22 protein-coding genes are annotated in these 23,111 nt (G+C 60.9%); 11 read left to right on the top strand and 11 right to left on the bottom strand.

Translation table 11 applies throughout. The features are described from left to right. Positions 1-31 precede the first annotated feature (31 nt). The 7 genes from ispC to rpsB form a co-directional block, all read right to left on the bottom strand. On the bottom strand, positions 32-1,222 hold the full coding sequence (ispC, locus tag GSM73_RS04060; RefSeq protein ID WP_076386735.1) for a 1-deoxy-D-xylulose-5-phosphate reductoisomerase: 1,191 nt from the start codon (positions 1,220-1,222) through the stop codon (positions 32-34). Continuing rightward, complete coding sequence (locus GSM73_RS04055) at positions 1,219-2,025, bottom strand: phosphatidate cytidylyltransferase (protein WP_047227564.1); 807 nt, start codon at positions 2,023-2,025, stop codon at positions 1,219-1,221. Before GSM73_RS04055 ends, ispC begins: the two co-directional genes overlap by 4 nt. Then, positions 2,025-2,780: a polyprenyl diphosphate synthase gene (uppS, locus tag GSM73_RS04050; RefSeq protein ID WP_047227563.1), complete on the bottom strand. Its 756-nt coding sequence runs from the start codon at positions 2,778-2,780 to the stop codon at positions 2,025-2,027. The genes GSM73_RS04055 and uppS overlap by 1 nt, the downstream gene beginning before the upstream one ends. Positions 2,781-2,793: 13 nt before the next feature. After that, a complete protein-coding gene (gene frr, locus GSM73_RS04045) occupies positions 2,794-3,351 on the bottom strand; it encodes a ribosome recycling factor (protein WP_047227562.1) in 558 nt (185 codons plus the stop codon). After that, the gene (gene pyrH, locus GSM73_RS04040) at positions 3,348-4,091 is read right to left on the bottom strand and encodes a UMP kinase (protein WP_024779012.1); all 744 of its coding nucleotides are present in this window, start codon (positions 4,089-4,091) and stop codon (positions 3,348-3,350) included. Before pyrH ends, frr begins: the two co-directional genes overlap by 4 nt. A 210-nt stretch (positions 4,092-4,301) precedes the next feature. Further along, positions 4,302-5,168: a translation elongation factor Ts gene (gene tsf, locus GSM73_RS04035; RefSeq protein ID WP_047227561.1), complete on the bottom strand. Its 867-nt coding sequence runs from the start codon at positions 5,166-5,168 to the stop codon at positions 4,302-4,304. A gap of 191 nt (positions 5,169-5,359) precedes the next feature. Beyond that, positions 5,360-6,097 carry a 30S ribosomal protein S2 gene (gene rpsB, locus GSM73_RS04030; protein WP_003198231.1) on the bottom strand — a complete coding sequence of 246 codons (738 nt, stop codon included), beginning with the start codon at positions 6,095-6,097 and terminating at the stop codon, positions 5,360-5,362. 350 nt (positions 6,098-6,447) lie between these two features. Here rpsB and map point away from each other — a divergent pair, with 350 nt between their 5' ends. From map to dapC, 3 genes are all read left to right on the top strand, one after another. After that, entirely contained in the window at positions 6,448-7,230 is a 783-nt protein-coding gene (map, locus tag GSM73_RS04025) for a type I methionyl aminopeptidase (RefSeq protein WP_047227560.1), read from the top strand. A gap of 42 nt (positions 7,231-7,272) precedes the next feature. Beyond that, positions 7,273-9,975 carry a [protein-PII] uridylyltransferase gene (locus GSM73_RS04020; protein WP_076386187.1) on the top strand — a complete coding sequence of 901 codons (2,703 nt, stop codon included), beginning with the start codon at positions 7,273-7,275 and terminating at the stop codon, positions 9,973-9,975. A 123-nt stretch (positions 9,976-10,098) separates the two neighbouring features. Beyond that, positions 10,099-11,298 (top strand): succinyldiaminopimelate transaminase, encoded by a 1,200-nt coding sequence (dapC, locus tag GSM73_RS04015; protein ID WP_160891650.1) that lies wholly within the window; start codon positions 10,099-10,101, stop codon positions 11,296-11,298. Positions 11,299-11,617: 319 nt separating this feature from the next. Here dapC and GSM73_RS04010 read toward each other — a convergent pair whose 3' ends face one another. After that, positions 11,618-11,980 carry a DUF6124 family protein gene (locus GSM73_RS04010; RefSeq protein ID WP_047227557.1) on the bottom strand — a complete coding sequence of 121 codons (363 nt, stop codon included), beginning with the start codon at positions 11,978-11,980 and terminating at the stop codon, positions 11,618-11,620. A gap of 353 nt (positions 11,981-12,333) precedes the next feature. Beyond that, the gene (locus GSM73_RS04005; RefSeq protein WP_076386189.1) at positions 12,334-13,980 is read right to left on the bottom strand and encodes a Na+/H+ antiporter; all 1,647 of its coding nucleotides are present in this window, start codon (positions 13,978-13,980) and stop codon (positions 12,334-12,336) included. 319 nt (positions 13,981-14,299) lie between these two features. Here GSM73_RS04005 and GSM73_RS04000 point away from each other — a divergent pair, with 319 nt between their 5' ends. The 4 genes from GSM73_RS04000 (at position 14,300) to GSM73_RS03985 (ending at position 17,412) form a co-directional block, all read left to right on the top strand. Further along, positions 14,300-14,662 carry an ArsC family reductase gene (locus GSM73_RS04000; RefSeq protein WP_076386191.1) on the top strand — a complete coding sequence of 121 codons (363 nt, stop codon included), beginning with the start codon at positions 14,300-14,302 and terminating at the stop codon, positions 14,660-14,662. Positions 14,663-14,694: 32 nt separating this feature from the next. Next, on the top strand, positions 14,695-15,729 hold the full coding sequence (dapD, locus tag GSM73_RS03995; RefSeq protein ID WP_047227554.1) for a 2,3,4,5-tetrahydropyridine-2,6-dicarboxylate N-succinyltransferase: 1,035 nt from the start codon (positions 14,695-14,697) through the stop codon (positions 15,727-15,729). 76 nt (positions 15,730-15,805) lie between these two features. Then, entirely contained in the window at positions 15,806-17,011 is a 1,206-nt protein-coding gene (locus GSM73_RS03990; protein ID WP_160891648.1) for an aminotransferase class V-fold PLP-dependent enzyme, read from the top strand. After that, positions 17,008-17,412 carry a SufE family protein gene (locus tag GSM73_RS03985; protein ID WP_160891646.1) on the top strand — a complete coding sequence of 135 codons (405 nt, stop codon included), beginning with the start codon at positions 17,008-17,010 and terminating at the stop codon, positions 17,410-17,412. Before GSM73_RS03990 ends, GSM73_RS03985 begins: the two co-directional genes overlap by 4 nt. A 117-nt stretch (positions 17,413-17,529) precedes the next feature. Here the strand turns inward: GSM73_RS03985 and tcdA are convergent, their stop codons facing one another. Continuing rightward, positions 17,530-18,342 (bottom strand): tRNA cyclic N6-threonylcarbamoyladenosine(37) synthase TcdA, encoded by an 813-nt coding sequence (tcdA, locus tag GSM73_RS03980; RefSeq protein WP_003198205.1) that lies wholly within the window; start codon positions 18,340-18,342, stop codon positions 17,530-17,532. A gap of 399 nt (positions 18,343-18,741) precedes the next feature. Between tcdA and dapE the strand changes: the two genes are divergently transcribed. The 3 genes from dapE (at position 18,742) to GSM73_RS03965 (ending at position 21,162) form a co-directional block, all read left to right on the top strand. Next, complete coding sequence (dapE, locus tag GSM73_RS03975; protein ID WP_160891644.1) at positions 18,742-19,893, top strand: succinyl-diaminopimelate desuccinylase; 1,152 nt, start codon at positions 18,742-18,744, stop codon at positions 19,891-19,893. Continuing rightward, positions 19,893-20,702 carry a putative RNA methyltransferase gene (locus tag GSM73_RS03970; protein WP_047227550.1) on the top strand — a complete coding sequence of 270 codons (810 nt, stop codon included), beginning with the start codon at positions 19,893-19,895 and terminating at the stop codon, positions 20,700-20,702. The genes dapE and GSM73_RS03970 overlap by 1 nt, the downstream gene beginning before the upstream one ends. A gap of 82 nt (positions 20,703-20,784) precedes the next feature. Continuing rightward, positions 20,785-21,162: a hypothetical protein gene (locus GSM73_RS03965; RefSeq protein WP_047227549.1), complete on the top strand. Its 378-nt coding sequence runs from the start codon at positions 20,785-20,787 to the stop codon at positions 21,160-21,162. 177 nt (positions 21,163-21,339) lie between these two features. Here GSM73_RS03965 and GSM73_RS03960 read toward each other — a convergent pair whose 3' ends face one another. Continuing rightward, on the bottom strand, positions 21,340-21,549 hold the full coding sequence (locus GSM73_RS03960; protein WP_003184959.1) for a cold-shock protein: 210 nt from the start codon (positions 21,547-21,549) through the stop codon (positions 21,340-21,342). Between the two features lie 226 nt (positions 21,550-21,775). Between GSM73_RS03960 and plsB the strand changes: the two genes are divergently transcribed. Then, the coding region (plsB, locus tag GSM73_RS26855; RefSeq protein WP_256676699.1) for a glycerol-3-phosphate 1-O-acyltransferase PlsB at positions 21,776-23,111 on the top strand (1,336 nt) is incomplete at its 3' end.

The raw sequence follows: 23,111 nt of genomic DNA, 5'->3' as shown, positions 1-23,111 counted from the left end.
CCAGGACAATCCTGGCTAACGTACCGCAGCCTCAACGCCCGTGGCGCTTCAACCATTGGCCCGCCAGCTCACGAGCCCTGGCGTCCGCCGTGAATACCGCATCGAGGTCATCGAGCGAAACCACAGCCTCGAGGTTCAAGACCTCCTCGATGATACTCGCGATCTCGAGGTAACGGACACGTCCGTCGAGAAACGCTGCAACCGCCACTTCATTGGCAGCATTAAGCATGGCCGGAGCACTGTTGCCTGCCTCAGCCGCTTGTCGCGCCAGACGCAGGCATGGAAAGCGCTGCTCATCAGGCGCCTGGAAATCCAGGCGGGCAATGGCGAACAGGTCCAGCGGCGCCACGCCCGAATCAATCCGCGCAGGCCAGGCCAGCGCATTGGCGATCGGAGTACGCATGTCCGGGTTGCCCAATTGAGCCAGCACCGAACCGTCTATGTAATCCACCAGGGAGTGAATCACGCTCTGCGGGTGAATCACCACTTCCACCTGGGACGGCTTGGCATCGAACAACCAGCAGGCCTCGATCAGTTCCAGGCCCTTGTTCATCATGCTGGCCGAATCCACGGAAATCTTGCGCCCCATGGACCAGTTCGGGTGAGCACAAGCCTGCTCGGGTGAAACATGCACCAACTCTTCCAGCGGAGTCTGCCGGAACGGACCGCCGGAAGCCGTCAGTAAAATCCGCCGGACCCCCACTGCGCCCAGGCCGCGGGAAAAGTCCTGCGGCATGCATTGAAAAATCGCATTGTGCTCGCTGTCGATGGGCAGCAGCACCGAACCGCTTTTGCGCACGGCCTGCATGAACAGCGCGCCGGACATGACCAGTGCTTCTTTATTGGCCAGCAGGATTTTTTTGCCTGCCTCTACCGCCGCCAGCGTTGGACGCAAACCCGCCGCGCCGACAATCGCCGCCATCACCGCGTCGACTTCAGGATCGGAGGCGACCTGACACAACCCTTCCTCCCCCACCAGGACACGGGTAGGCAAGCCCGCCGCGCGCAAGTCGTCCTGCAAGGCGCGGGCAACGCCAGCTTCAGGCACCACGGCGAAACGCGGGGTATGGCGTATGCACAGCGCCAGCAGCTCACTCAAGCGAGTAAAACCACTGAGGGCAAATACCTGATAGCGCTCCGGGTGACGGCCGATGACATCAAGCGTACTCAGGCCGATCGAACCGGTAGCACCCAGGACGGTAATTTGTTGAGGGCGACTCACGATGCCGCCATCCATAGCAGCACGGCAAAGATCGGAATCGCAGCGGTCAGGCTGTCGATGCGATCCAGCACGCCACCATGGCCGGGCAGCAGATTACTGCTGTCCTTGATGCCGGACTGACGCTTGAACATGCTTTCGGTCAGGTCGCCGACCACCGATACAAATACGATGAGAGCAGCCCCAAACAGGCCCATCAGCAACTGCCCGGCACTCCACTCCCGCACGACGCCGACCACCGCTGTGATCACCAGGCTCAAGGCCAGGCCTCCATAGACCCCTTCCCAGCTCTTGCCGGGACTGACCTTGGGAGCAAGCTTGCGCTTGCCAAACGCCCGTCCGGAGAAATAGGCACCGACATCCGCCCCCCAGACCAACACCATCACAGCCATGATCTGCCAGTTGCCCAACGGGCCTTGCTTGATCCAGATCAGCCCTTGCCAGGCCGGCAGCAGGATAAGCAGGCCAATCACCAGCTTCGCGGCAGCACCTGCCCAATGATGCGTGGTGCGCGGATAGGTCAACACCAGGAAGGTCGCCGTGGCCCACCACAATACCGCTGCCCCCAGAACCCAGGGCGCGATACCCGGCACCAGGTACATGACGAACAGCATCGCCGCCACGGCCACGGCATAGGCCACCCGCGCAGACTGCGCCGGGAAGCCCGCCAAGCGCGCCCACTCCCATGCCCCCAAGGTCACGACCAACCCGATGAACAGCGCGAAACTGGCACCTTCAAGCAGGAAAAATCCACCCAGGGCGATGGGCAACAGGATCAGAGCGGTGATGATTCGTTGTTTAAGCATTAAACCCGGGCTCCAGCTTCGATCTGCTCGCTCGTTTTACCGAAACGACGCTGACGGGAAGCGAAATCGGCCAGCGCCGTGCGCATGGCTTCGTGTTTGAAGTCCGGCCAGAACAGGTCGGAGAAATACAGCTCGGCGTAAGCCAGCTGCCAGAGCAGGAAGTTACTGATGCGATGCTCGCCACCGGTACGAATGCACAGGTCCGGCAACGGCAAGTCGCCAGTGGCCAGACAGGTCTGCAGCAGCTCAGGCGTGATGTCTTCCGGCCGCAGATGCCCGGCCTGGACCTCCCGCGCCAGCCGCTGGGCTGCCTGGGCGATGTCCCATTGGCCGCCATAGTTGGCGGCAATCTGCAGGACGAACCGATTGGCACCCGCCGTGGCGGCCTCGGCTTCGCGCATCGCAGCCTGCAACTCGGGATGAAAGCGCGAGCGGTCACCAATGATGCGCAGGCTGATGCTGTTGTCGTTGAGGCGCTTGGCCTCACGCCGCAGAGCCTTGAGGAACAGATCCATCAAGGCGCTGACTTCATCGGCCGGACGCTGCCAGTTCTCGCTGGAGAAGGCGAACAGGGTCAGCACCTCGACCCCGGCCTCGGCACACACCTCGATGACCGCGCGAACTGCATCGACCCCCGCCTTGTGCCCGGCCACGCCAGGCATAAAGCGCTTCTTGGCCCAGCGATTATTGCCATCCATGATGATCGCCACGTGACGCGGAATCGCAAACGGCACGGCCTGTTTGGTCTTTTCCATGAAAACGAGACCCTTATACGGCCATCAGGTCTTTTTCTTTCTGCGCCAAATCCGCATCGATCTTAGCCACGTACTTCTTGGTCAGATCATCAATCTCGCCAGCGGCGCGACGCTCTTCGTCTTCACTGATTTCCTTTTCCTTGACCAGATCCTTGAGCTGGCTGTTGGCATCACGACGGATGTTGCGCACGGCAACGCGAGCGTCTTCAGCCACATCACGGGCCTGCTTGGTGAAGCCCTTACGGGTTTCCTCGGTCAGGGCAGGCATGGAAATCAGCAGCAACTCACCCAGGTTGGTCGGGTTCAGGTTCAGGCCGGCACTGCCGATGGCCTTGTCGACCGCGCCCAGCATGTTGCGCTCAAAGGCAACGACTTGCAGGGTCCGGGCATCCTTGACGGTGATGTTGGCCACTTGCTTGATCGGCGTATCAGCGCCGTAGTACGGCACCATCACGCCTTCGAGAATGCTTGGGTGCGCCTGGCCGGTACGAATGCGACCGAAGTTGTGTGCCAGCGATTCCACGGATTTCTGCATGCGCTCTTGAGCGTCTTTCTTGATTTCGTTGATCATTGTTGTACTTCCTCGATCAGTGTTCCTTCGGCGCCGCCATGCACGATATTCAGCAGGGCGCCGGGCTTGTTCATGTTAAAGACGCGCAGCGGCATCTTGTGGTCGCGGCACAGACAGATAGCCGTCAGGTCCATGACACCCAGCTTGCGATCCAGTACTTCATCGTAGGTCAGATGATCGAACTTCTCGGCATGCGGATCTTTGAACGGGTCAGCGGTATAGACGCCATCGACCTTGGTTGCCTTGAGCACGACATCGGCATCGATCTCGATCGCTCGCAAGCAGGCGGCCGAATCCGTGGTGAAGAACGGATTGCCGGTGCCGGCGGCAAAAATCACCACTTCCTTGGCATTGAGGTGGCGCATGGCTTTGCGGCGGTCGTAGTGATCGGTCACGCCGACCATGGAAATGGCCGACATTACGATGGCCGAGATATTGGCACGCTCCAGCGCATCGCGCATAGCCAGGGCGTTCATCACAGTGGCCAGCATGCCCATGTGGTCGCCCGTAACCCGATCCATGCCGGCCGCGCTCAGCGCTGCGCCGCGGAACAGGTTGCCGCCGCCGATGACCAGGCCGACCTGAACGCCAATTCCGACCAACTGGCCGACTTCCAGCGCCATGCGATCCAGCACTTTCGGATCGATCCCGAACTCTTCCGAGCCCATCAGGGCCTCGCCGCTAAGCTTGAGTAGAATGCGTTTATAGCGAGCCTGATAACCACTGCCCTGCTGAGCCATTGCGAATCTCTCCTGCGGCGTATTTTCGAAAATTCTTTCAGGCTGTTTGCAGCCTGCGTTCACTCTAGCTTGACGCTGACACAGCGCCATCGAAACACGGCTTTGTAAGCCAGTTCCGACAGGAAACCAATAAAAATCGGTATCCCATCCAAAAAGAGGCTGCGCGCGTGAGCGGGCAGCCTCTTCAGGGCGACAGTTAAAAAAACCGTCTTATTGCTTGGAAGCAGCCGCTACCTGAGCAGCAACTTCGTCAGCGAAGTTGTCGACTGGCTTCTCGATGCCTTCACCTACCGCAAAGCGAGTGAAGGAAACGATTTCAGCGCCGCCTTTCTTGGCCAGGGCACCCACGGTGATTTCCGGGTCCTTGACGAAAGCTTGCTCAACCAGGCTGGCTTCAGCCAGGAACTTGCTGATGCGGCCGCCGATCATTTTTTCAACGATTTCAGCTGGCTTGCCTTTCATCTTGTCTTCGTTGAGGCTCATGAACACGGCTTTTTCGCGTTCGATGGCTTCAGCGGAAACTTGCGATGGCAGCAGGAACTCAGGGTTGCTGGCCGCTACGTGCATGGCGATGTCCTTGGCCAGTTCAACGGAACCGCCCTTGAGGACAACTGCAACACCGATCTTGTTACCGTGCAGGTAAGTACCGACCACGTCACCTTCAACGCGAGCCAGACGACGGATGTTGACGTTCTCGCCGGTCTTGCCGACCAGAACCAGACGATCAGCTTCACGAGCTTCGATCAGCGGAGCGACATCAGTCAGTTTGTCAGCAAAGGCTTTTTCGACGCTGGCAGCGACGAATGCCTTGAAGTCATCCTGCAGAGCCAGGAAGTCGGTCTGGGAGTTGACTTCCAGCAGAACGGCGACCTTGCCGTCGTCCTTGATGGCGATGGCGCCTTCAGCGGCGACGTTGCCGGCTTTCTTGGCAGCCTTGATGGCGCCCGAAGCACGCATGTCATCAATGGCTTTCTCGATGTCGCCGCCAGCCTTGGTCAAGGCCTTCTTGCAGTCCATCATGCCTTCGCCGGTACGCTCGCGCAGTTCTTTGACCAACGCTGCAGTAATCTCTGCCATTTCAAAATCCTCTTGGATAGGTTTTCAACCATTCCACCCGATTGAACGGGCGTGCAATTCTTCCCGAACCACCCTTGTTAGCCGCTGCACGTTACAGATGCTGTAGCTGCGCTGCTGACAAATGGTTTTCGAGGTGGCAAAAAGGGGGCCAAGCCCCCTTTTTGCTTACTGAGTCAACGCCAGGGCGTCAATTACTCAGCGGCTGCTGCCGGAGCTTCTTCAGCGAAGACTTCGGTGCCGCCATTAACATTGTTGCGACCACGGATAACAGCGTCAGCCATCGAACCCATGTACAGCTGGATGGCGCGGATGGCGTCATCGTTGCCTGGGATGATGTAGTCAACGCCTTCCGGGCTGCTGTTGGTATCGACAACGCCGATGACCGGGATACCCAGCTTGTTGGCTTCGGTGATCGCGATGCGCTCGTGGTCAACGTCGATCACGAACAGTGCGTCAGGCAGACCGCCCATGTCCTTGATACCGCCCAGGGAGCGGTCCAGCTTCTCAAGATCGCGAGTGCGCATCAGCGCTTCTTTCTTGGTCAGCTTGGCGAAAGTACCGTCTTCGGACTGCACTTCAAGGTCACGCAGACGCTTGATGGAAGCGCGAATGGTCTTGAAGTTGGTCAGCATGCCGCCCAACCAGCGGTGATCGACGTACGGCGAACCGCAACGTGCTGCTTCTTCAGCAACGATCTTGCCAGCGGAACGCTTGGTGCCGACGAACAGAATCTTGTTTTTGCCCTGGGCCAGGCGCTCTACGAAGGTCAGTGCTTCGTTGAACATCGGCAGGGTTTTTTCAAGGTTGATGATGTGGATCTTGTTACGCGCGCCGAAAATGTACTTACCCATTTTCGGGTTCCAGTAACGGGTCTGGTGACCGAAGTGCACACCGGCCTTCAGCATATCGCGCATGTTGACTTGGGACATGATAGTTCCTTGATAAGTCGGGTTTGGCCTCCACGTATCCCAATGACCAACCAGCGGCCTATATAAGCCGAAGGCACCCAGGTCATCGTGTCGACACGTGTGTGGATTTAAGCTTGCGGGGTCATCCCCGGAAAGCGGCGCATTTTATACCACAGCAAGGGCGAAAACGGAACACGGATTCTGAAAACCCCTATGGAAGGGGTTTTATCCCCTCGCCACAGAGTTCCATCCAGGCGATAGGGTTCATTGCGCTGATCGTCTGTTAGAATCGCCTCTTTCAGGGCCGCGCTGCTCATCATCCGCCGCCTATTTCGTTTTGAACAGCGCCGCCGGGCGCAGAGAGAGCCTGTATGACCGTCACCCTCAAGACCCCCGAGGACATCGCAAAAATGCGTGTCGCCGGCAAACTCGCCGCCGACGTGCTGGAAATGATTGCCGAACACGTCAAGCCGGGCGTTACCACCGAAGAACTGGACCGGATCTGCCACGACTACATCGTCAACGAGCAGAAAGCCATTCCTGCCCCGCTCAACTATAAAGGCTTCCCCAAGTCGATCTGCACCTCGATCAACCACGTGGTCTGCCACGGCATCCCCAACGAAAAGCCGTTGAAGGATGGCGACACCCTGAACATCGACGTTACCGTCATCAAGGATGGTTACCACGGTGACACCAGCCGCATGTTCCATGTCGGCAACGTGCCGGAATGGGCCCAGCGCCTGTCGAAAGTCACCCAGGAATGCATGTACATGGCCATCGAACTGGTGAAACCGGGCTGCCGCCTGGGAGACATCGGTGAAGTGATCCAGAAACACGCGCAGAAGAACGGCTTTTCGGTGGTGCGCGAATTCTGCGGCCACGGTATCGGCAAAGTGTTCCATGAAGAACCGCAGATCCTGCACTACGGCCGTGCCGGCACCGGCATGGAGCTGCAAGCGGGCATGACCTTCACCATCGAGCCAATGATCAACCAGGGTCGCGCCGACACCAAGGTACTGGGCGACGGCTGGACCGCCATCACCAAGGACCGCAAGCTGTCGGCCCAGTGGGAACATACCTTGCTGGTTACCGAGACTGGGTACGAGATCTTCACCCTGCGCAGCGATGACACCATCGCTCGCGTTTCCGCCTGATCCACAACCCAGCTATAGATAGAAAGAAAGGAAAGCCATTCGATGCCGCAGGTGGATCCCGAACTCTTCGACCGCGGCCAGTTCCAGGCTGAACTGGCCCTGAAGGCAAGCCCCATATCGGCCTTCAAGAAGGCGATCCGCCAGGCTCATGAAGTGCTCGACCAGCGCTTTCGCAGTGGCCGGGATATTCGCCGGCTGATCGAAGACCGTGCCTGGTTCGTCGATAACATCCTGCAAAAGGCCTGGGAACAGTTCAACTGGAGCGAAGACGCCGACATTGCCCTGGTGGCGGTGGGCGGCTATGGGCGCGGTGAGCTGCACCCTTACTCCGACATTGATCTGCTGATCCTGCTGGACAGCGCCGACCATGAAGTTTTCCGCGACTCCATCGAGCGTTTCCTGACGCTGCTGTGGGACATCGGCCTGGAAGTCGGTCAGAGCGTGCGTTCGGTGCAGGAATGCGCCGAAGAGGCCCGCGCCGACCTGACGGTGATCACCAACCTGATGGAAAGCCGCACCATCGCCGGTCCCGAGCGCCTTCGCCAGCGTATGCTCGAGGTCACCAGCACCGCGCACATGTGGCCCAGCAAGGACTTTTTCCTGGCCAAGCACGCCGAACAAAAGGCCCGCCACCACAAGTACAACGACACCGAATACAACCTGGAACCCAACGTCAAAGGCTCCCCTGGCGGATTGCGGGACATCCAGACCATCCTGTGGGTTGCCCGTCGCCAGTACGGCACTCTGAACCTGCGCGCCCTGGCTGGCGAAGGCTTCCTGGTGGAAAGCGAAAATGCCCTGCTGGCCTCGTCCCAGGAATTCCTGTGGAAAGTGCGCTACGCCTTGCACATGCTTGCCGGGCGATCCGAAGACCGCTTGCTGTTCGATCACCAGCGCTCCATCGCGGGCTTGCTGGGTTTCGAGGGCCAGGATGCCAAGCAGTCCATCGAAAACTTCATGCAGCAGTACTACCGGGTGGTGATGAGCATCGCCCAGCTCAGCGAACTGATCATCCAGCACTTCGAGGAGGTCATCCTCGCCCCCGAAGACGAAGAACCGCCGCAGCCGATCAACTCACGCTTCCAGCTCCACGATGGTTACATCGAAGCGCGCAACGCCAATGTATTCCGCCGTACGCCGTTCGCCATGCTGGAGATTTTCGTGCTCATGGCCCAGCAGCCGGAAATCAAGGGGGTGCGCGCCGACACCATTCGCCTGCTGCGGGAAAACCGTCACCTGATCGATGACGACTTCCGCCACGATATCCGCAACACCAGCCTGTTCATCGAGCTGTTCAAGTGCAGGATCGGGGTGCATCGCAACCTGCGGCGGATGAACCGCTACGGCATTCTGGGGCGCTACCTGCCGGAGTTCGGTTTCATCGTCGGTCAGATGCAGCACGACCTGTTCCACATCTATACGGTCGATGCCCACACGCTGAACCTGATCAAGCACCTGCGGAAGTTGCAATACACCCAGGTATCGGAAAAATTCCCGCTGGCCAGCAAGCTCATGGGCAAGCTGCCCAAGCCCGAACTGATCTACATGGCGGGGCTTTACCACGACATCGGCAAGGGTCGCCAGGGCGACCACTCCGAGATCGGCGCGGTGGATGCCGAGGCGTTCTGCCAGCGCCATCAACTGCCGGTATGGGACAGCCGGCTGATCGTCTGGCTGGTGCAGAATCACCTGGTGATGTCGACCACCGCCCAGCGCAAGGACCTGTCCGACCCGCAAGTGATCCACGACTTCGCCCAGATCGTCGGTGATGAAACACGTCTGGATTACCTCTACGTGCTGACCGTGGCCGATATCAATGCCACCAACCCGAGCCTGTGGAACTCCTGGCGCGCCAGCCTGTTGCGCCAGCTCTACACCGAGACCAAGCGTGCCCTGCGCCGCGGCCTGGAAAACCCGGTGGACCGCGAAGAGCAGATCCGTCGCACCCAGACTGCCGCCCTGGACATCCTGGTGCGCGGCGGCACCGATCCGGACGACGTCGAACAGCTCTGGTCGCAGTTGGGCGATGACTATTTCCTGCGCCACACTGCCGGCGACGTCGCCTGGCACAGCGACGCGATTCTGCAGCAACCGGCCGATGGCGGGCCGTTGGTGCTGATCAAGGAAACCACCCAGCGCGAGTTCGAGGGCGGCACGCAGATTTTCATCTACGCCCCGGACCAGCACGACTTCTTCGCCGTGACTGTGGCGGCGATGGACCAGCTCAACCTCAACATTCACGACGCCCGGGTCATTACCTCCAGCAGCCAGTTCACCCTCGACACCTACATTGTGCTCGACACCGATGGCGATTCGATTGGCGACAACCCGACGCGGGTCAAACAGATCCGCGACGGTCTCACCGAGGCCCTGCGCAACCCGGCGGATTACCCGACCATCATCCAGCGCCGGGTCCCGCGCCAGCTCAAGCACTTCGCCTTCGCTCCCCAGGTAACGATCCACAACGACGCCCAGCGTCAGGTCACGGTGCTGGAGCTCAGCGCCCCGGACCGCCCTGGCCTGCTGGCGCGGGTCGGGCATATATTCCTGGAGTTCGACCTGTCGTTGCAGAACGCCAAGATCGCCACCTTGGGCGAACGGGTGGAAGACGTGTTCTTCATCACTGACGCGCATAACCAGCCGCTGTCCGATCCGCAGCTGTGCAGCCGCTTGCAGGACGCGATTGTCCGGCAGTTGAGCGTCAACCAGGAACCTGATGCTCACCTGACACGGATCAGCATCTGAACGAACAAATTTCCCCCTGTGGGAGCGAGCCTGCTCGCGATGACGGCAGAACATCCAGCACAGATGTTTCCTGACATACCGCTATCGCGAGCAGGCTCGCTCCCACATTAAAAGAGGCCCCCGATGAACAACGCTCTGAACCAGTTGCAGCCCTACCCGTTCGAAAAGCTCCGCGCCCTGCTGGGCAGCGTCACGCCCAACCCGGACAAACGCCCCATCGCGCTGTCCATCGGCGAGCCCAAGCACCGCTCGCCAAGCTTTGTGGCTGAAGCCCTGGCCAGCAATCTGGAAAAAATGGCCGTGTACCCGACCACCCTCGGCATCCCGGAATTGCGTGAAGCCATCACCGGCTGGTGCGAGCGCCGCTTCAACGTGCCGAACGGCTGGCTGGACCCGGCGCGCCACGTGCTGCCGGTCAATGGCACCCGTGAAGCGCTGTTTGCCTTCACCCAGACCGTAGTCAACCGTGGCGACGACGCCCTGGTGGTCAGCCCGAATCCGTTCTATCAGATCTATGAAGGCGCCGCGTTCCTGGCCGGAGCCAAGCCACACTACCTGCCGTGCCTGGACGAAAACGGCTTCAATCCGGATTTCGATGCGGTCTCGCCGGACATCTGGAAACGCTGCCAGATCCTGTTCCTGTGCTCCCCGGGCAATCCGACCGGTGCGCTGATCCCGGTGGATGTGCTGAAGAGGCTCATTGCCCTGGCCGACGAGTACGACTTCGTGATTGCCGCGGACGAGTGCTACAGCGAGCTGTACTTCGACGAACAGACCCCGCCACCAGGGCTGCTCAGCGCCTGCGTCGAGCTCGGCCGCCAGGATTTCAAGCGCTGCGTGGTGTTCCACAGCCTGTCCAAACGCTCCAACCTGCCAGGCCTGCGCTCCGGTTTCGTGGCCGGCGATGCGGACATCCTCAAGGGCTTCTTGCTGTATCGCACCTACCACGGCTGCGCGATGCCGGTTCAGACCCAACTGGCGAGCATCGCCGCATGGAACGACGAAGTGCACGTACGGGCCAACCGCGCGCTGTACCGGGAAAAGTTCGACGCGGTACTGGAAATCCTCAGCCCGGTACTGGACGTGCAACGCCCCGACGGTAGCTTCTACCTGTGGCCGAACGTAGCGGGCGATGATGCGGCGTTCTGCCGTGACCTGTTCGAACAGGAACACGTGACCGTGGTACCGGGCTCGTACCTGTCCCGCGAAGTGGATGGCGTCAACCCAGGCGCCGGACGCGTGCGCATGGCCCTGGTCGCGCCATTGGCTGAATGTGTGGAAGCGGCGGAGCGGATTCGCGCGTTCATTCAGCGTCGGGGTTGATGGCTGCACCAGGACTTGAGCGAACTGCTGTTGTGGCGAGGGGATTTATCCCCGCTGGGCTGCGCAGCAGCCCCAAAGCAGTCGACTCAATTGTCCTGACACACCGAGTTGCCGGGTTTTAGGGCTGCTTAGCAGCCCAGCGGGGATAAATCCCCTCGCCACAGGTTCAGTGCTTTACTGGGATTTTTGTGTTTGCCTTTCGATTTATCGCGAGCAAGCTTTGCTCCCACAGTGGTTTGGTGTTGTTCACAAAGTTTGTGATCGATACCGGATCCTGTGGGAGCAAAGCTTGCTCGCGATGAGGACGGCACTATTACAATCAAGCCCGAAGCTCTACCCGATCCAGGCACTTGTTCGCCAACAACATCCCCAACTCAATCATCTGGGCCACTCCCAATGCTACATGTCGTCGCGAGCCGTCCTGATCGAAGGCAAGGTCATTGAGCATTGCATTGGCCGAAGCCAGGGTTTCGCTGAGATTGGCCAGCAACACTTCGGTGTCGATACCGTCAGCCACAGTGAATAGCTGTACTGAGGGCTTGGGTTCTGACTCGCTGTCGTCAGGTTTGAGATAGTGATCCAGCACACGATCAGCGGCTTCTTGCAGTTTTTCGGGTGCGTAATCGCCGTAGGGGAAAGTGGATGCGGGCTTTGGTGCGTTTTGAGTCTCTTTGTTGTCCATCAAAATTGCTCCCTAGAGCTGAAGTATGTAAAGCCCCGCGCTTGGATAGCGCAGAAGCCCGTGCTCCTAGAGGTTTTGTTCGGATTCTCACGTCCGGTCGCTGAATTGGCAGCGACACCCAGAGGCTAGAGCCCTCGCTTCCGACGGACAACCTTAAAAACTTGTCGGAAACTTCGGTGCGTCTGACAGACCGCCATCCCTGTGGCGAGGGAGCTTGCTCCCGCTGGGCTGCGCAGCAGCCCCAAAGCAGTGAACTCAATTTACCTGATACACCGGATTGTCTGGTACCAGGGCCGCTTCGCGCCCCAGCGGGAGCAAGCTCCCTCGCCACAATTAGCTTTGCGCCATGGCTGCTATTTACCCAACCCCAAATTCGCCTCTGCCAGATCCAACTCCCCCAGCACCTCTCGCAGCACATCATCCCCAATCTGGTGATGACGGCTGAGGCGATACAACTCCAGCCGCTGCGCCCGATAGGCCTTCAAGCGCAGCCGGCGTTCCAGCAGGTCCATCTCAAACGCCAGCGCCTGGGCTTCGGCGGAGTCGTTGAACACCTCCAACTGATGGCGATATTCAGACATCAACCGCGCCTTGACCTCGGTCGCCAGCGCCGCTTGGGTCGCGTCGGGCGCGCTGGCAGCCTCGCTCGTTTCGTCCACTTCCAATGCATGGATCGCCGCTTCAGCAGTTTTGCGCCAGGCATCGCGCACTTCGTGGCGGCGCTTGTCATCGGGGCTTTTCTCGATACCTCGCAGCAGCAATGGCAGGGCGATGCAGGCGGCGATCAATGACAGCAGAATCACCCCGGCGGCAATGAAGATCAGCAAGTCTCGCTCGGGAAACGGCTCACCCGCCGCCAACAGCATCGGCACCGACAGCACGCCCGCCAGTGTCACCGCTCCGCGCACCCCGCCGAAGGTCAGCAACCAGCAGGAGCGCGCAGTCGGCACGAGCGTCAGCTCGCCCTTGCCACGCCAGCGGCGCAATAGCCCGGACAGGCGCCAGGTGCTTTGCACCCAGACAAACCGCAGCACCAGCAACACCAGGAAAATCGCCACCACGTCCAGGCAGCGGTAGAACAGCGTCGGCCACAATGTGGTTTCGTGGCTGGTCACCGCCTTGGCGATGTCCGGCAATTGCAGGCCCAGCAGCAGGAAGATCAAGCCGTTGAAGGCGAACTCCAGCAGTGACCAGACGCTGCGGTTGAGCAACCGCGTGCCGGTCTGGCGCGGCAGCAGGTCGAGCCAGCTCTGCATCATGCCCGCCGCCACCGCCGAGAGAATCCCCGAAGCGCCCAAGCGCTCAGCCAGCACATAGGCCGCGAACGGCAACAGCAACATGAATACTACGTGGGTGGCCGGGTCGTCCCAGCCGCGCCCGATCATCCAGGCCCGCATACGGCCCACCAGCCAACTCAAGCCCACGCCGACCAGCAGTCCGCCGATCGCCACCAGCACGAAGGTCAGGCTCGCGTTGGCCAGGGAAAACACCCCAGTGATGGCCGCCGCCAGGGCGAACTTGAAGGTGACCAGACCCGAGGCGTCGTTCATCAGCGCTTCGCCCTGGAGCATGTGCATCAGGGGGGCGGGCAAGCGGTCGCGAGCAATCGCCGACACCGCCACCGCGTCGGTCGGCGACAGGACCGCCGCCAGGGCAAACGCCACCGGTAGCGGGATGCTAGGCAGCAGCCAGTGAATGAAATAACCGGCGCCCACCACCGTAAACAGCACCAGCCCCACCGCCAGCGTCAGGATCGGCCCGCGCAGGCGCCAGAATTCGCGCTTGGGCATACGCCAGCCGTCGGAGAACAGCAGCGGTGGCAGGAATAAAAACAGGAACAACTCCGGATTGAGCGTTACATGCAAACCCAGGGATGGCCAGGCCAGCAACGCCCCTGCGCCGATCTGCACCAAGGGCAACGGCAGCGGGATCAACCGTCCGATCAGCCGTGAAACACCCACCAGCGTCAACAGGATCAGCACGGTATAAGCGCTTTGCATAACGAGTTTCCATTTACAGCGACACACATCCGGCAACAGCTTGCCGTTGAAGTGCCATATTAACCGCCTAGCATTAACTTGGCCGTTACACCTATGTCGCAGTCAGCCCTGTGGAATGAGCCTGTGGGAGCAAAGCTTGCTCGCGATGAACGATGGCGCAGTCTTGCAGTTGAACCGTGTCGCCTGTATCGCGAGCAAGCTTTGCTCCCACAGACTCGCCCACAGGTTTGGGTGCATGCCGATCTGGCGTCGCGAAACCGTCCGGTCATGGCATAATCCTTGACCTTTTATTTCCAGCACCTGCAAAGGGGGCAATTCCTTGACCGATTCAAGTAAAACGTTGCACCTTTTCGGTATCAAAGCCTGTGACACGATGAAAAAGGCGCGCACCTGGCTCGATGAACACGCTGTGCACTACGACTTTCACGATTACAAGACCGCCGGCATCGACCGTGAGCACCTGACCCAATGGTGCAACGAGCATGGCTGGCAAGTGGTGTTGAACCGTGCCGGTACGACCTTTCGCAAACTCGACGACGAACGCAAAGCCGATCTCGACCAGACGAAAGCCATCGAACTGATGCTCGGCCAACCCTCGATGATCAAGCGCCCGGTGCTTGATCTCGGTGACCGAACCCTGATTGGCTTCAAGCCAGATATATATGCGGCAGAAATCAAGTAAGCCTGCCCAGTCCATTTTGTAGAGGTAATTTCATGTCCAATACTCTGTTCAGCCTGGCCTTCGGTGTCGGCACGCAAAACCGTCAAGGTAGCTGGCTGGAAGTGTTCTACGCCCAACCGTTGCTCAACCCTTCGGCCGAGATCGTCAAGGCCATCGCGCCGATTCTGGGCTATAGCGAAGGCAACCAGGCCATCACCTTCACCACCGCCCAGGCTTCGCAACTGGCTGACGCGCTCAAGGGCGTCGATGCCGCGCAAGCCGCGCTGCTGACCCGTCTGGCCGAGAGCCACAAGCCGCTGGTCGCCACTCTGCTGGCTGAAGACGCCCCACTGAGCTCCACGCCCGAGGCCTACCTCAAGCTGCATCTGTTGTCGCACCGTCTGGTCAAGCCTCACGGCCTGAACCTGACCGGTATTTTCCCGCTGCTGCCGAACGTGGCCTGGACCAGCCAGGGCGCAATCGACCTGGGCGAACTGGCCGAGCACCAGCTCGAAGCCCGTCTGCGCGGCGAGCTGCTGGAAGTGTTCTCGGTGGACAAGTTCCCGAAAATGACTGACTACGTGGTCCCGGCCGGCGTGCGTATCGCCGATGCCGCACGGATCCGCCTGGGCGCCTACGTGGGCGAAGGCACCACAGTGATGCACGAAGGTTTCGTCAACTTCAACGCCGGCACCGAAGGGCCGGGCATGATCGAAGGCCGTGTATCGGCTGGCGTATTCGTTGGCAAGGGGTCTGACCTGGGCGGCGGTTGCTCGACCATGGGCACCCTGTCGGGCGGCGGCAACATCGTGATCAAGGTCGGTGAAGGCTGCCTGATCGGTGCCAACGCCGGCATCGGCATTCCGCTGGGCGACCGCAACACCGTGGAGTCGGGCCTGTACGTGACCGCCGGCACCAAGGTGGCGCTGCTGGACGAGAACAACCAACTGGTCAAGGTGGTCAAGGCCCGCGAGCTGGCCGGCCAGCCCGATCTGCTGTTCCGCCGCAACTCCGAGACCGGCGCGGTGGAATGCAAAACCCATAAATCGGCCATCGAGCTGAACGAAGCACTGCACGCCCACAACTAAGCCGCTTCACACCATCACCTGTGGGAGCAACCTTGCTCCCACAGGGTCCGGCGTAACTCCAGCAGGGCCCGAAAGCATGTTGATTCCCTCTCCCTGGCGCGCCGATTTCCCGGCCATCGCCGCCTTGCAACGGCAAGGCCAGACCTACCTGGACAATGCCGCCACCACGCAAAAACCCCAAGCCCTGCTGGACGCCCTGGCGCATTACTACGCCAATGGCGCGGCCAACGTGCACCGCGCACAGCATCTGCCGGGCGCCCATGCGACCCAGGCATTCGAAGACAGCCGACTCAAAGTGTCGCAATGGCTCAATGCCGGGGATTGCGGGCAAATCGTCTTCACCCATGGCGCCACTTCGGCGCTGAATCTTCTGGCCTATGGGCTGGAACATCTTTTCAATCCGGGCGATGAAATCGTCATCAGTGCCCTGGAACACCACGCCAACCTGCTGCCGTGGCAACAACTGGCCGAGCGTCGTGCGCTGACGCTGGTGGTGTTGCCGCTGGGTGCCGACGGGGTGATCGATATCAGCGCCGCCGCCGAACTGATCGGCCCACGTACGCGCCTGCTGGCGGTGAGCCAGCTGTCCAACGTGCTGGGCACCTGGCAGCCCTTGCCAGCGCTATTGGCCCTGGCCAAGGTCCAAGGCGCGCTGACGGTGATCGATGGCGCCCAGGGTGTGGTTCATGGCCGTCACGATGTGGAGGCACTGGGCTGCGACTTTTATGTATTTTCCAGCCACAAGCTCTATGGCCCCGAAGGACTGGGCGTGTTGTTCGGCCGCACCGAAGCGCTTCATCAACTGCGTCATTGGCAGTTCGGCGGCGAGATGGTGCAACAGGCCGACTACCACAGCGCCACGTTCCGTCCGGCGCCACTGGGCTTCGAAGCCGGCACGCCGCCGATTGCCAGTGTGATCGGCCTGGGCGCGACCCTCGACTACCTGTCCGGCCTCGACCCGCAGGCAGTCAGCGACCATGAAACTGCACTGCATGACTACCTGCTTCACGGGCTGCTGGCGCGCAATGGCGTCCGCCTGGTGGGCAATCCGAGCCTGGCCCTGGTCAGCTTCATGGTCGAAGGCGTGCACAACGCCGACGTGGCCCACTTGCTGACCGAACAAGGCATCGCTGTACGCGCCGGGCATCACTGCGCCATGCCGCTGTTCAAACATCTGAAGCTGTCGGGGGCGATTCGCGTGTCGCTGGCGCTGTACAACGACTCCGCCGATATCGAACGCTTCTTCGAGGCTCTGGACCAGGCCCTGGAGATGCTCCGATGAGCCTGCCGGCCGACGCGGCCACAGCGCTGCAAGTGTTTCAGGACGCATCGGGTTGGGAACAACGCGCCCGGCTGCTGATGCAATGGGGCGAGCGCCTGCCACCCTTGAGCGATGCGGATAAGTGCGACGCCAATCTCGTCCATGGTTGTGAAAGTCAGGTGTGGTTGGTGGGACGGCTGCAGGACGGACATTGGCAGTTTGCCGCCAGCAGCGATGCGCGGTTGATTCGTGGGCTGGTGGCGTTGCTGCTGGCGCGGGTCAACGGCTTGTCGGCTGACGAGTTGCAACAGGTGGATTTGCCGGATTGGTTCAATCAGTTGGGATTGTCGCGGCAGTTGTCGCCTTCGCGCAGCAATGGTTTGAATGCGGTGTTGAAGCGGATGCTTGAGTTGACTGAATGATCGCCATCGCGAGCAGGCTCGCTCCCACAGGGGATCCGTGTCGTACACAAAACTTGTGTTCCATGAGATCCAATGTGGGAGCGAGCCTGCTCGCGATGAGGCCATCAGCCCCAGTGCTCAAACCTGAGGCTTAACCCGGTCCGCCGGCCGCCGCACACCCGCCACAATCTTATCCACAGCCTTGGTCGCCGCGACCATGCCGAACGTCGCCGTGACCATCATCACCGCACCAAACCCGCCAGCACAGTCGAGCTTGACGCCATCGCCGACAAAGCTCTTCTGCAAGCAAATGCTGCCGTCCGGTTTCGGGTAGCGCAGTTGCTCGGTGGAGAACACGCAGGGCACGCTGTAATGGCGGGTCACGGTACGGGAAAAACCGTAATCGCGGCGCAAGGTAGAACGCACTTTCGAGGCCAGCGGATCATTGAACGTGCGGTTCAGGTCGCACACCTGGATCAACGTCGGGTCGATCTGCCCGCCCGCGCCGCCGGTGGTGATGATCTGGATCTTGCGGCGCTTGCACCAGGCGATCAGCGCCGCCTTGGCGTTGACGCTGTCGATGCAGTCGATCACGCAATCGATGTTCGGCGTGATGTATTCGGCCATGGTGTCGCGGGTGACGAAATCCGCCACGGCATGCACCGTGCAGTCGGGGTTGATGCCGCGCAGGCGCTCGGCCATCACCTCGACCTTGGGTTTGCCGACGGTGCTGTCCAGGGCGTGCAGTTGGCGGTTGGCATTGCTGACGCAGACATCATCCAGGTCGAACAGCGAAATCTCGCCCACGCCGCAACGGGCGATGGCTTCCGCCGCCCAGGAACCAACGCCGCCCACCCCGACAATCGCCACATGGGCCGCCCGCAAGCGCTCCAGGCCTTCGATGCCATACAAACGGGCGATACCGGCAAACCGTGGATCTTCTGTACTCATGACCATTACCCCAAAAACCGGCGCGCATTATAGGGCTTTGCTGCGGCAATTCGAGCCGGTCGCGAAATGAATCCGACCAATTTCCCTTGTGGGAGCGAGCTTGCTCGCGATAGCGGTGTGTCAGTCAATATTGATGCGGCTGATCCGACGCCATCGCGAGCAAGCTCGCTCCCACAGGTTTCGTGGTCCAACTGACCAGCACCAGGGGCCCACCGGGGTCGTTTTGCTATAAGATAACCGCCATTTTGTAAGCCTCGACCGAATACAATCCAACGGTCGAACTCAGGACCTGTGGGAGCGGGCTTGCTCGCGAAGGCGTCATCACTGACGCTAAAAGCTTCGCGAGCAAGCCCGCTCCCACATGGACTGTGATCTCCTTTCCAGCTTTCGGAGTTTTCCATGACGGCCCACGCCGACCTCTCGCCGACCCTGCAACTCGCCTGCGACCTGATCCGCCGTCCGTCCGTGACGCCGGTGGATGCCGATTGCCAGAAACTGATGATGCAGCGCCTGGGCAGCGCGGGCTTTACGCTCGAACCGATGCGCATCGAGGATGTGGATAACTTCTGGGCCAGCCATGGCAAGCATGACGGCCCGGTGCTGTGTTTCGCCGGGCACACCGACGTGGTGCCGACCGGTCCAGTGCAGGCCTGGCAGCTCGACCCGTTCGATGCGGTCATCGACGAACAGGGCATGCTCTGTGGCCGTGGCGCGGCGGACATGAAAGGCAGCCTGGCGGCGATGGTGGTGGCAGCGGAACGGTTTGTCGCCGACTACCCGGACCACAAGGGCTCGATCACCTTTCTGATCACCAGCGACGAAGAAGGCCCGGCCCACCACGGCACCAAGGCCGTGGTCGAGCGCCTCAAGGCCCGCCAGGAACGCCTGGACTGGTGCATCGTCGGCGAGCCGTCGAGCACCACCCTGGTGGGTGACGTGGTCAAGAACGGCCGCCGCGGCTCCCTCGGCGCCAAACTGACGGTGCGCGGCAAGCAAGGCCACGTGGCCTATCCGCATCTGGCGAAGAACCCCATCCACCTGGCGGCTCCGGCCCTGGCAGAGTTGGCCGCCGAGCATTGGGACCACGGCAACGACTTCTTCCCGCCCACCAGTTTCCAGATTTCCAACCTCAACTCCGGCACTGGCGCGACCAACGTGATCCCCGGCGACTTGGTGGCGGTGTTCAACTTCCGCTTCTCTACCGAGTCCACCGTCGAAGGCTTGCAAAAACGCGTCGCCGACATCCTCGACAAACATCAACTGGACTGGCACATCGATTGGGCGTTGTCGGGCCTGCCATTCCTCACCGAACCAGGCGCTTTGCTGGATGCCGTGTCTTCGAGCATCAAGGATGTCACCGGTCGCGAGACAAAAGCCTCCACCAGCGGTGGCACCTCCGATGGTCGCTTCATCGCCACCATGGGCACCCAAGTGGTGGAACTGGGGCCGGTCAACGCGACCATCCACCAGGTCAACGAGCGCGTGCTGGCGGCCGACCTCGACGTACTGACCGAGATCTACTACAAGACGCTGATCAAGTTGCTCGCCTGATGCTCGCCTGCCCGATCTGCAGTGAACCGCTGAACGCGGTGGACAACGGCGTGGTGTGCCCGGCCGGCCATCGCTTCGACCGCGCGCGGCAGGGTTACCTGAACCTGCTGCCGGTGCAGCACAAGAACAGCCGCGATCCCGGCGATAACCAGGCGATGGTCGAAGCCCGCCGCGACTTCCTCAACGCCGGGCATTACGCCCCTGTCGCCCGGCGCCTGGCCGAACTGGCCGCCGAGCGCGCGCCCGGTCGCTGGCTGGACATCGGCTGTGGCGAGGGTTACTACACCGCGCAGATCGCCGACGCCTTGCCGGATGCCGATGGCTACGCCCTGGACATTTCCCGCGAGGCGGTCAAACGCGCCTGCAAACGCGATCCACGGCTGACCTGGTTGATCGCCAGCATGGCCCGCGTACCGCTGGCGGACGGCTGCTGCCAGTTTCTGGCCAGCGTGTTCAGCCCGCTGGACTGGCAGGAGGCCAAACGCCTGCTCAGCCCCGGTGGCGGCCTGATGAAGGTCGGCCCGACCAGCGGCCACCTGATGGAATTGCGCGAGCGACTGTACGACGAAGTGCGCCAGTACACGGATGACAAACACCTGGCCCTGGTGCCGTCGGGCATGGTGCTCGATCACAGCGAAACCCTCGAGTTCAAGCTCACACTCATAAGTGGCCAGGACCGCGCCAACCTGTTGGCGATGACGCCCCACGGCTGGCGCGCCAGTGCCGAACGCCGCGCCAGCGTGATCGAGCAGGCCGAGCCGTTCGAGGTCACGGTGTCGATGCGCTACGATTATTTCGTTCTTCAATAACTTTTAATTCCCGGCCTCGGGCAACCGCCAGAGGCCAGTTAAATCCGCGAATGGATTTTTCAAGACCGCAGTGAGGACATCCATGCGCCAACCCGATATCGAGATTTACCTCAAAGACGCCGACGTCGATCACAAGGCCATTGCCGCGTGGCTCGGCCAGGCCCTGGGCCCGTGCAGCGACTGGGTCCAGAAAGGCCAAACCTACAAGTGCAAGGCCGGCGATATCCCGGTGACCTGGCTACCCAAGGCTGTGGGTAAATGGAACAGCCTGTACCTGGAAAGCGACCAGACCCCGTGGGAAGACGACATCGCCTGCGCCCGTGCAGCCTTTGCCGCGCTGAACGTCGAAGTGCGCTGCGCACCTGGGTCGTGGGTGGAGGAAGAAGGTGAAGAGTCGGCGGATCGCTGGATTCGCATCAGCGCCGATGGGGAAGAAGAGATTACCTGGAAGACGGCGTGACTATCTGAGGGCCACCCTCGCGATGCCCGCCGCAGATACAAAGGTAAAAGCACAACCCATGTGGGAGCGAGCCTGCTCGCGATAGCGGTAGATCAGCCAGATTAGAAGTGACTGACACACCGCTATCGCGAGCAGGCTCGCTCCCACAAGGGGTTTTGTGTCGCCAGTGAATGCGGGTTACAACCCCACCACATCCTCAGCCTGCAAGCCCTTCTGCCCTTCCACCACCGCGTACTCGACCTGCTGGCCTTCAGTCAGAGAACGATGGCCTTCGCCACGGATCGCGCGGTAATGCACGAATACATCCGCCCCGCCTTCACGCTGGATGAAGCCGTAGCCTTTGGCGTCGTTGAACCACTTCACATTGCCGGTTTCGCGTGCTGCCATGATTGCTCACTCCCATTTTTATTTTTAAGTCGGCCTTTCGATAGAAAGCCGTACGATCTTCGCCGCCGTCCGGCCGTCCACGAGGAAGGCAGAGGCAGTCAGCTGCCCGAGTATATGACAGACGTAAAAACTCTCAACTGACTTTACTTCGGCGCTTTTTTGCCGATTTTCGACGAATCCGGCACACTAGCCGCCGCTTTATCTTATCCACTCATGCAGAAGCCGTATGACCCGTTCCCCGTTCCGCCGTCTTGTGTTTGGCACCCTGCGCCGACTGTTGTACCTCTGGGTTCGCTCCGAGACGATCAATCAGTCGTCCTTCACCCTCAACCTCGACCGCAGTCGTCCGGTGTTCTACGTCCTGCAAAACCCTTCGCTCACCGACCTGGCGGTGCTCGACACCGAGTGCACCAAGGCTGGCCTGCCCCGCCCGGTACTGCCGGTGTCCGTGGGCAACCTGTTGGAACCGGCGGCGTTTTTCTACCTGACCCCGGAGCCGGACTGGCTCGGCCGGCAGGACAAACGTGGCGCACCGCCGACCCTGACGCGACTGGTCAATGCCCTGACCCACAACGCCGCCGAAGACGCACAGATCATCCCGGTCAGCGTGTTTTGGGGGCAGTCGCCCGACAGCGAATCCAGCCCGTGGAAACTGTTGTTCGCCGACAGCTGGGCCGTCACTGGCCGGCTGCGGCGCTTGCTGAGCATCATGATCCTGGGGCGCAAGACCCGCGTGCAGTTTTCCGCGCCGATCCATTTGCGCGAACTGATCGAGCACGACAAGGGCCACGAACGCACCGTGCGCATGGCCCAGCGGATCCTGCGGATACATTTTCGCAACTTGAAAGCGGCGGTCATTGGCCCGGACATTTCCCACCGACGCAATCTGGTCAAGGGGCTGCTGAACCAGCCGCTGGTCAAACAGGCGATTGCCGACGAGGCCGAGCGGGAAAAAATCACCCCGGAAAAAGCCAAGGCCCAAGCGCTGCGTTACGGCAACGAAATCGCCTCGGACTACACCTACACCGCGATCCGTTTCCTGGAAGTGGTGCTGAGCTGGTTCTGGAACAAGATCTACGACGGCATCAAGGTCAACCACATCGAAGGCGTGCAGAAGGTCGCCCAGGGCCACGAAGTCATCTACGTGCCGTGCCACCGCAGCCATATCGACTACCTGCTGCTGTCGTACCTGCTGTTTCGCAACGGCCTGACCCCGCCGCACATCGCCGCCGGCATCAACCTCAACATGCCGGTGATCGGCGGTCTGCTGCGTCGGGGCGGGGCGTTTTTCATGCGTCGCACCTTCAAGGGCAACCCGCTCTATACCGCGGTGTTCAACGAGTACCTGCACACGCTGTTCACCAAAGGCTTTCCGGTGGAGTATTTCGTCGAGGGCGGTCGCTCGCGCACCGGACGCATGCTGCAACCCAAAACCGGCATGCTCGCCATCACCTTGCGCAGCTTCCTGCGCTCATCGCGCATGCCCATCGTGTTCGTGCCGGTCTACATCGGCTATGAGCGCGTGCTGGAAGGCCGCACCTACCTGGGTGAACTGCGTGGGG

Source organism: Pseudomonas sp. PICF6, from assembly GCF_009831705.1.
Taxonomy (GTDB): domain Bacteria; phylum Pseudomonadota; class Gammaproteobacteria; order Pseudomonadales; family Pseudomonadaceae; genus Aquipseudomonas; species Aquipseudomonas rhizophila.
The sequence above is the reverse complement of the archived record's forward strand: the minus strand, read 5'-3'. Positions and strand labels throughout refer to the sequence as shown.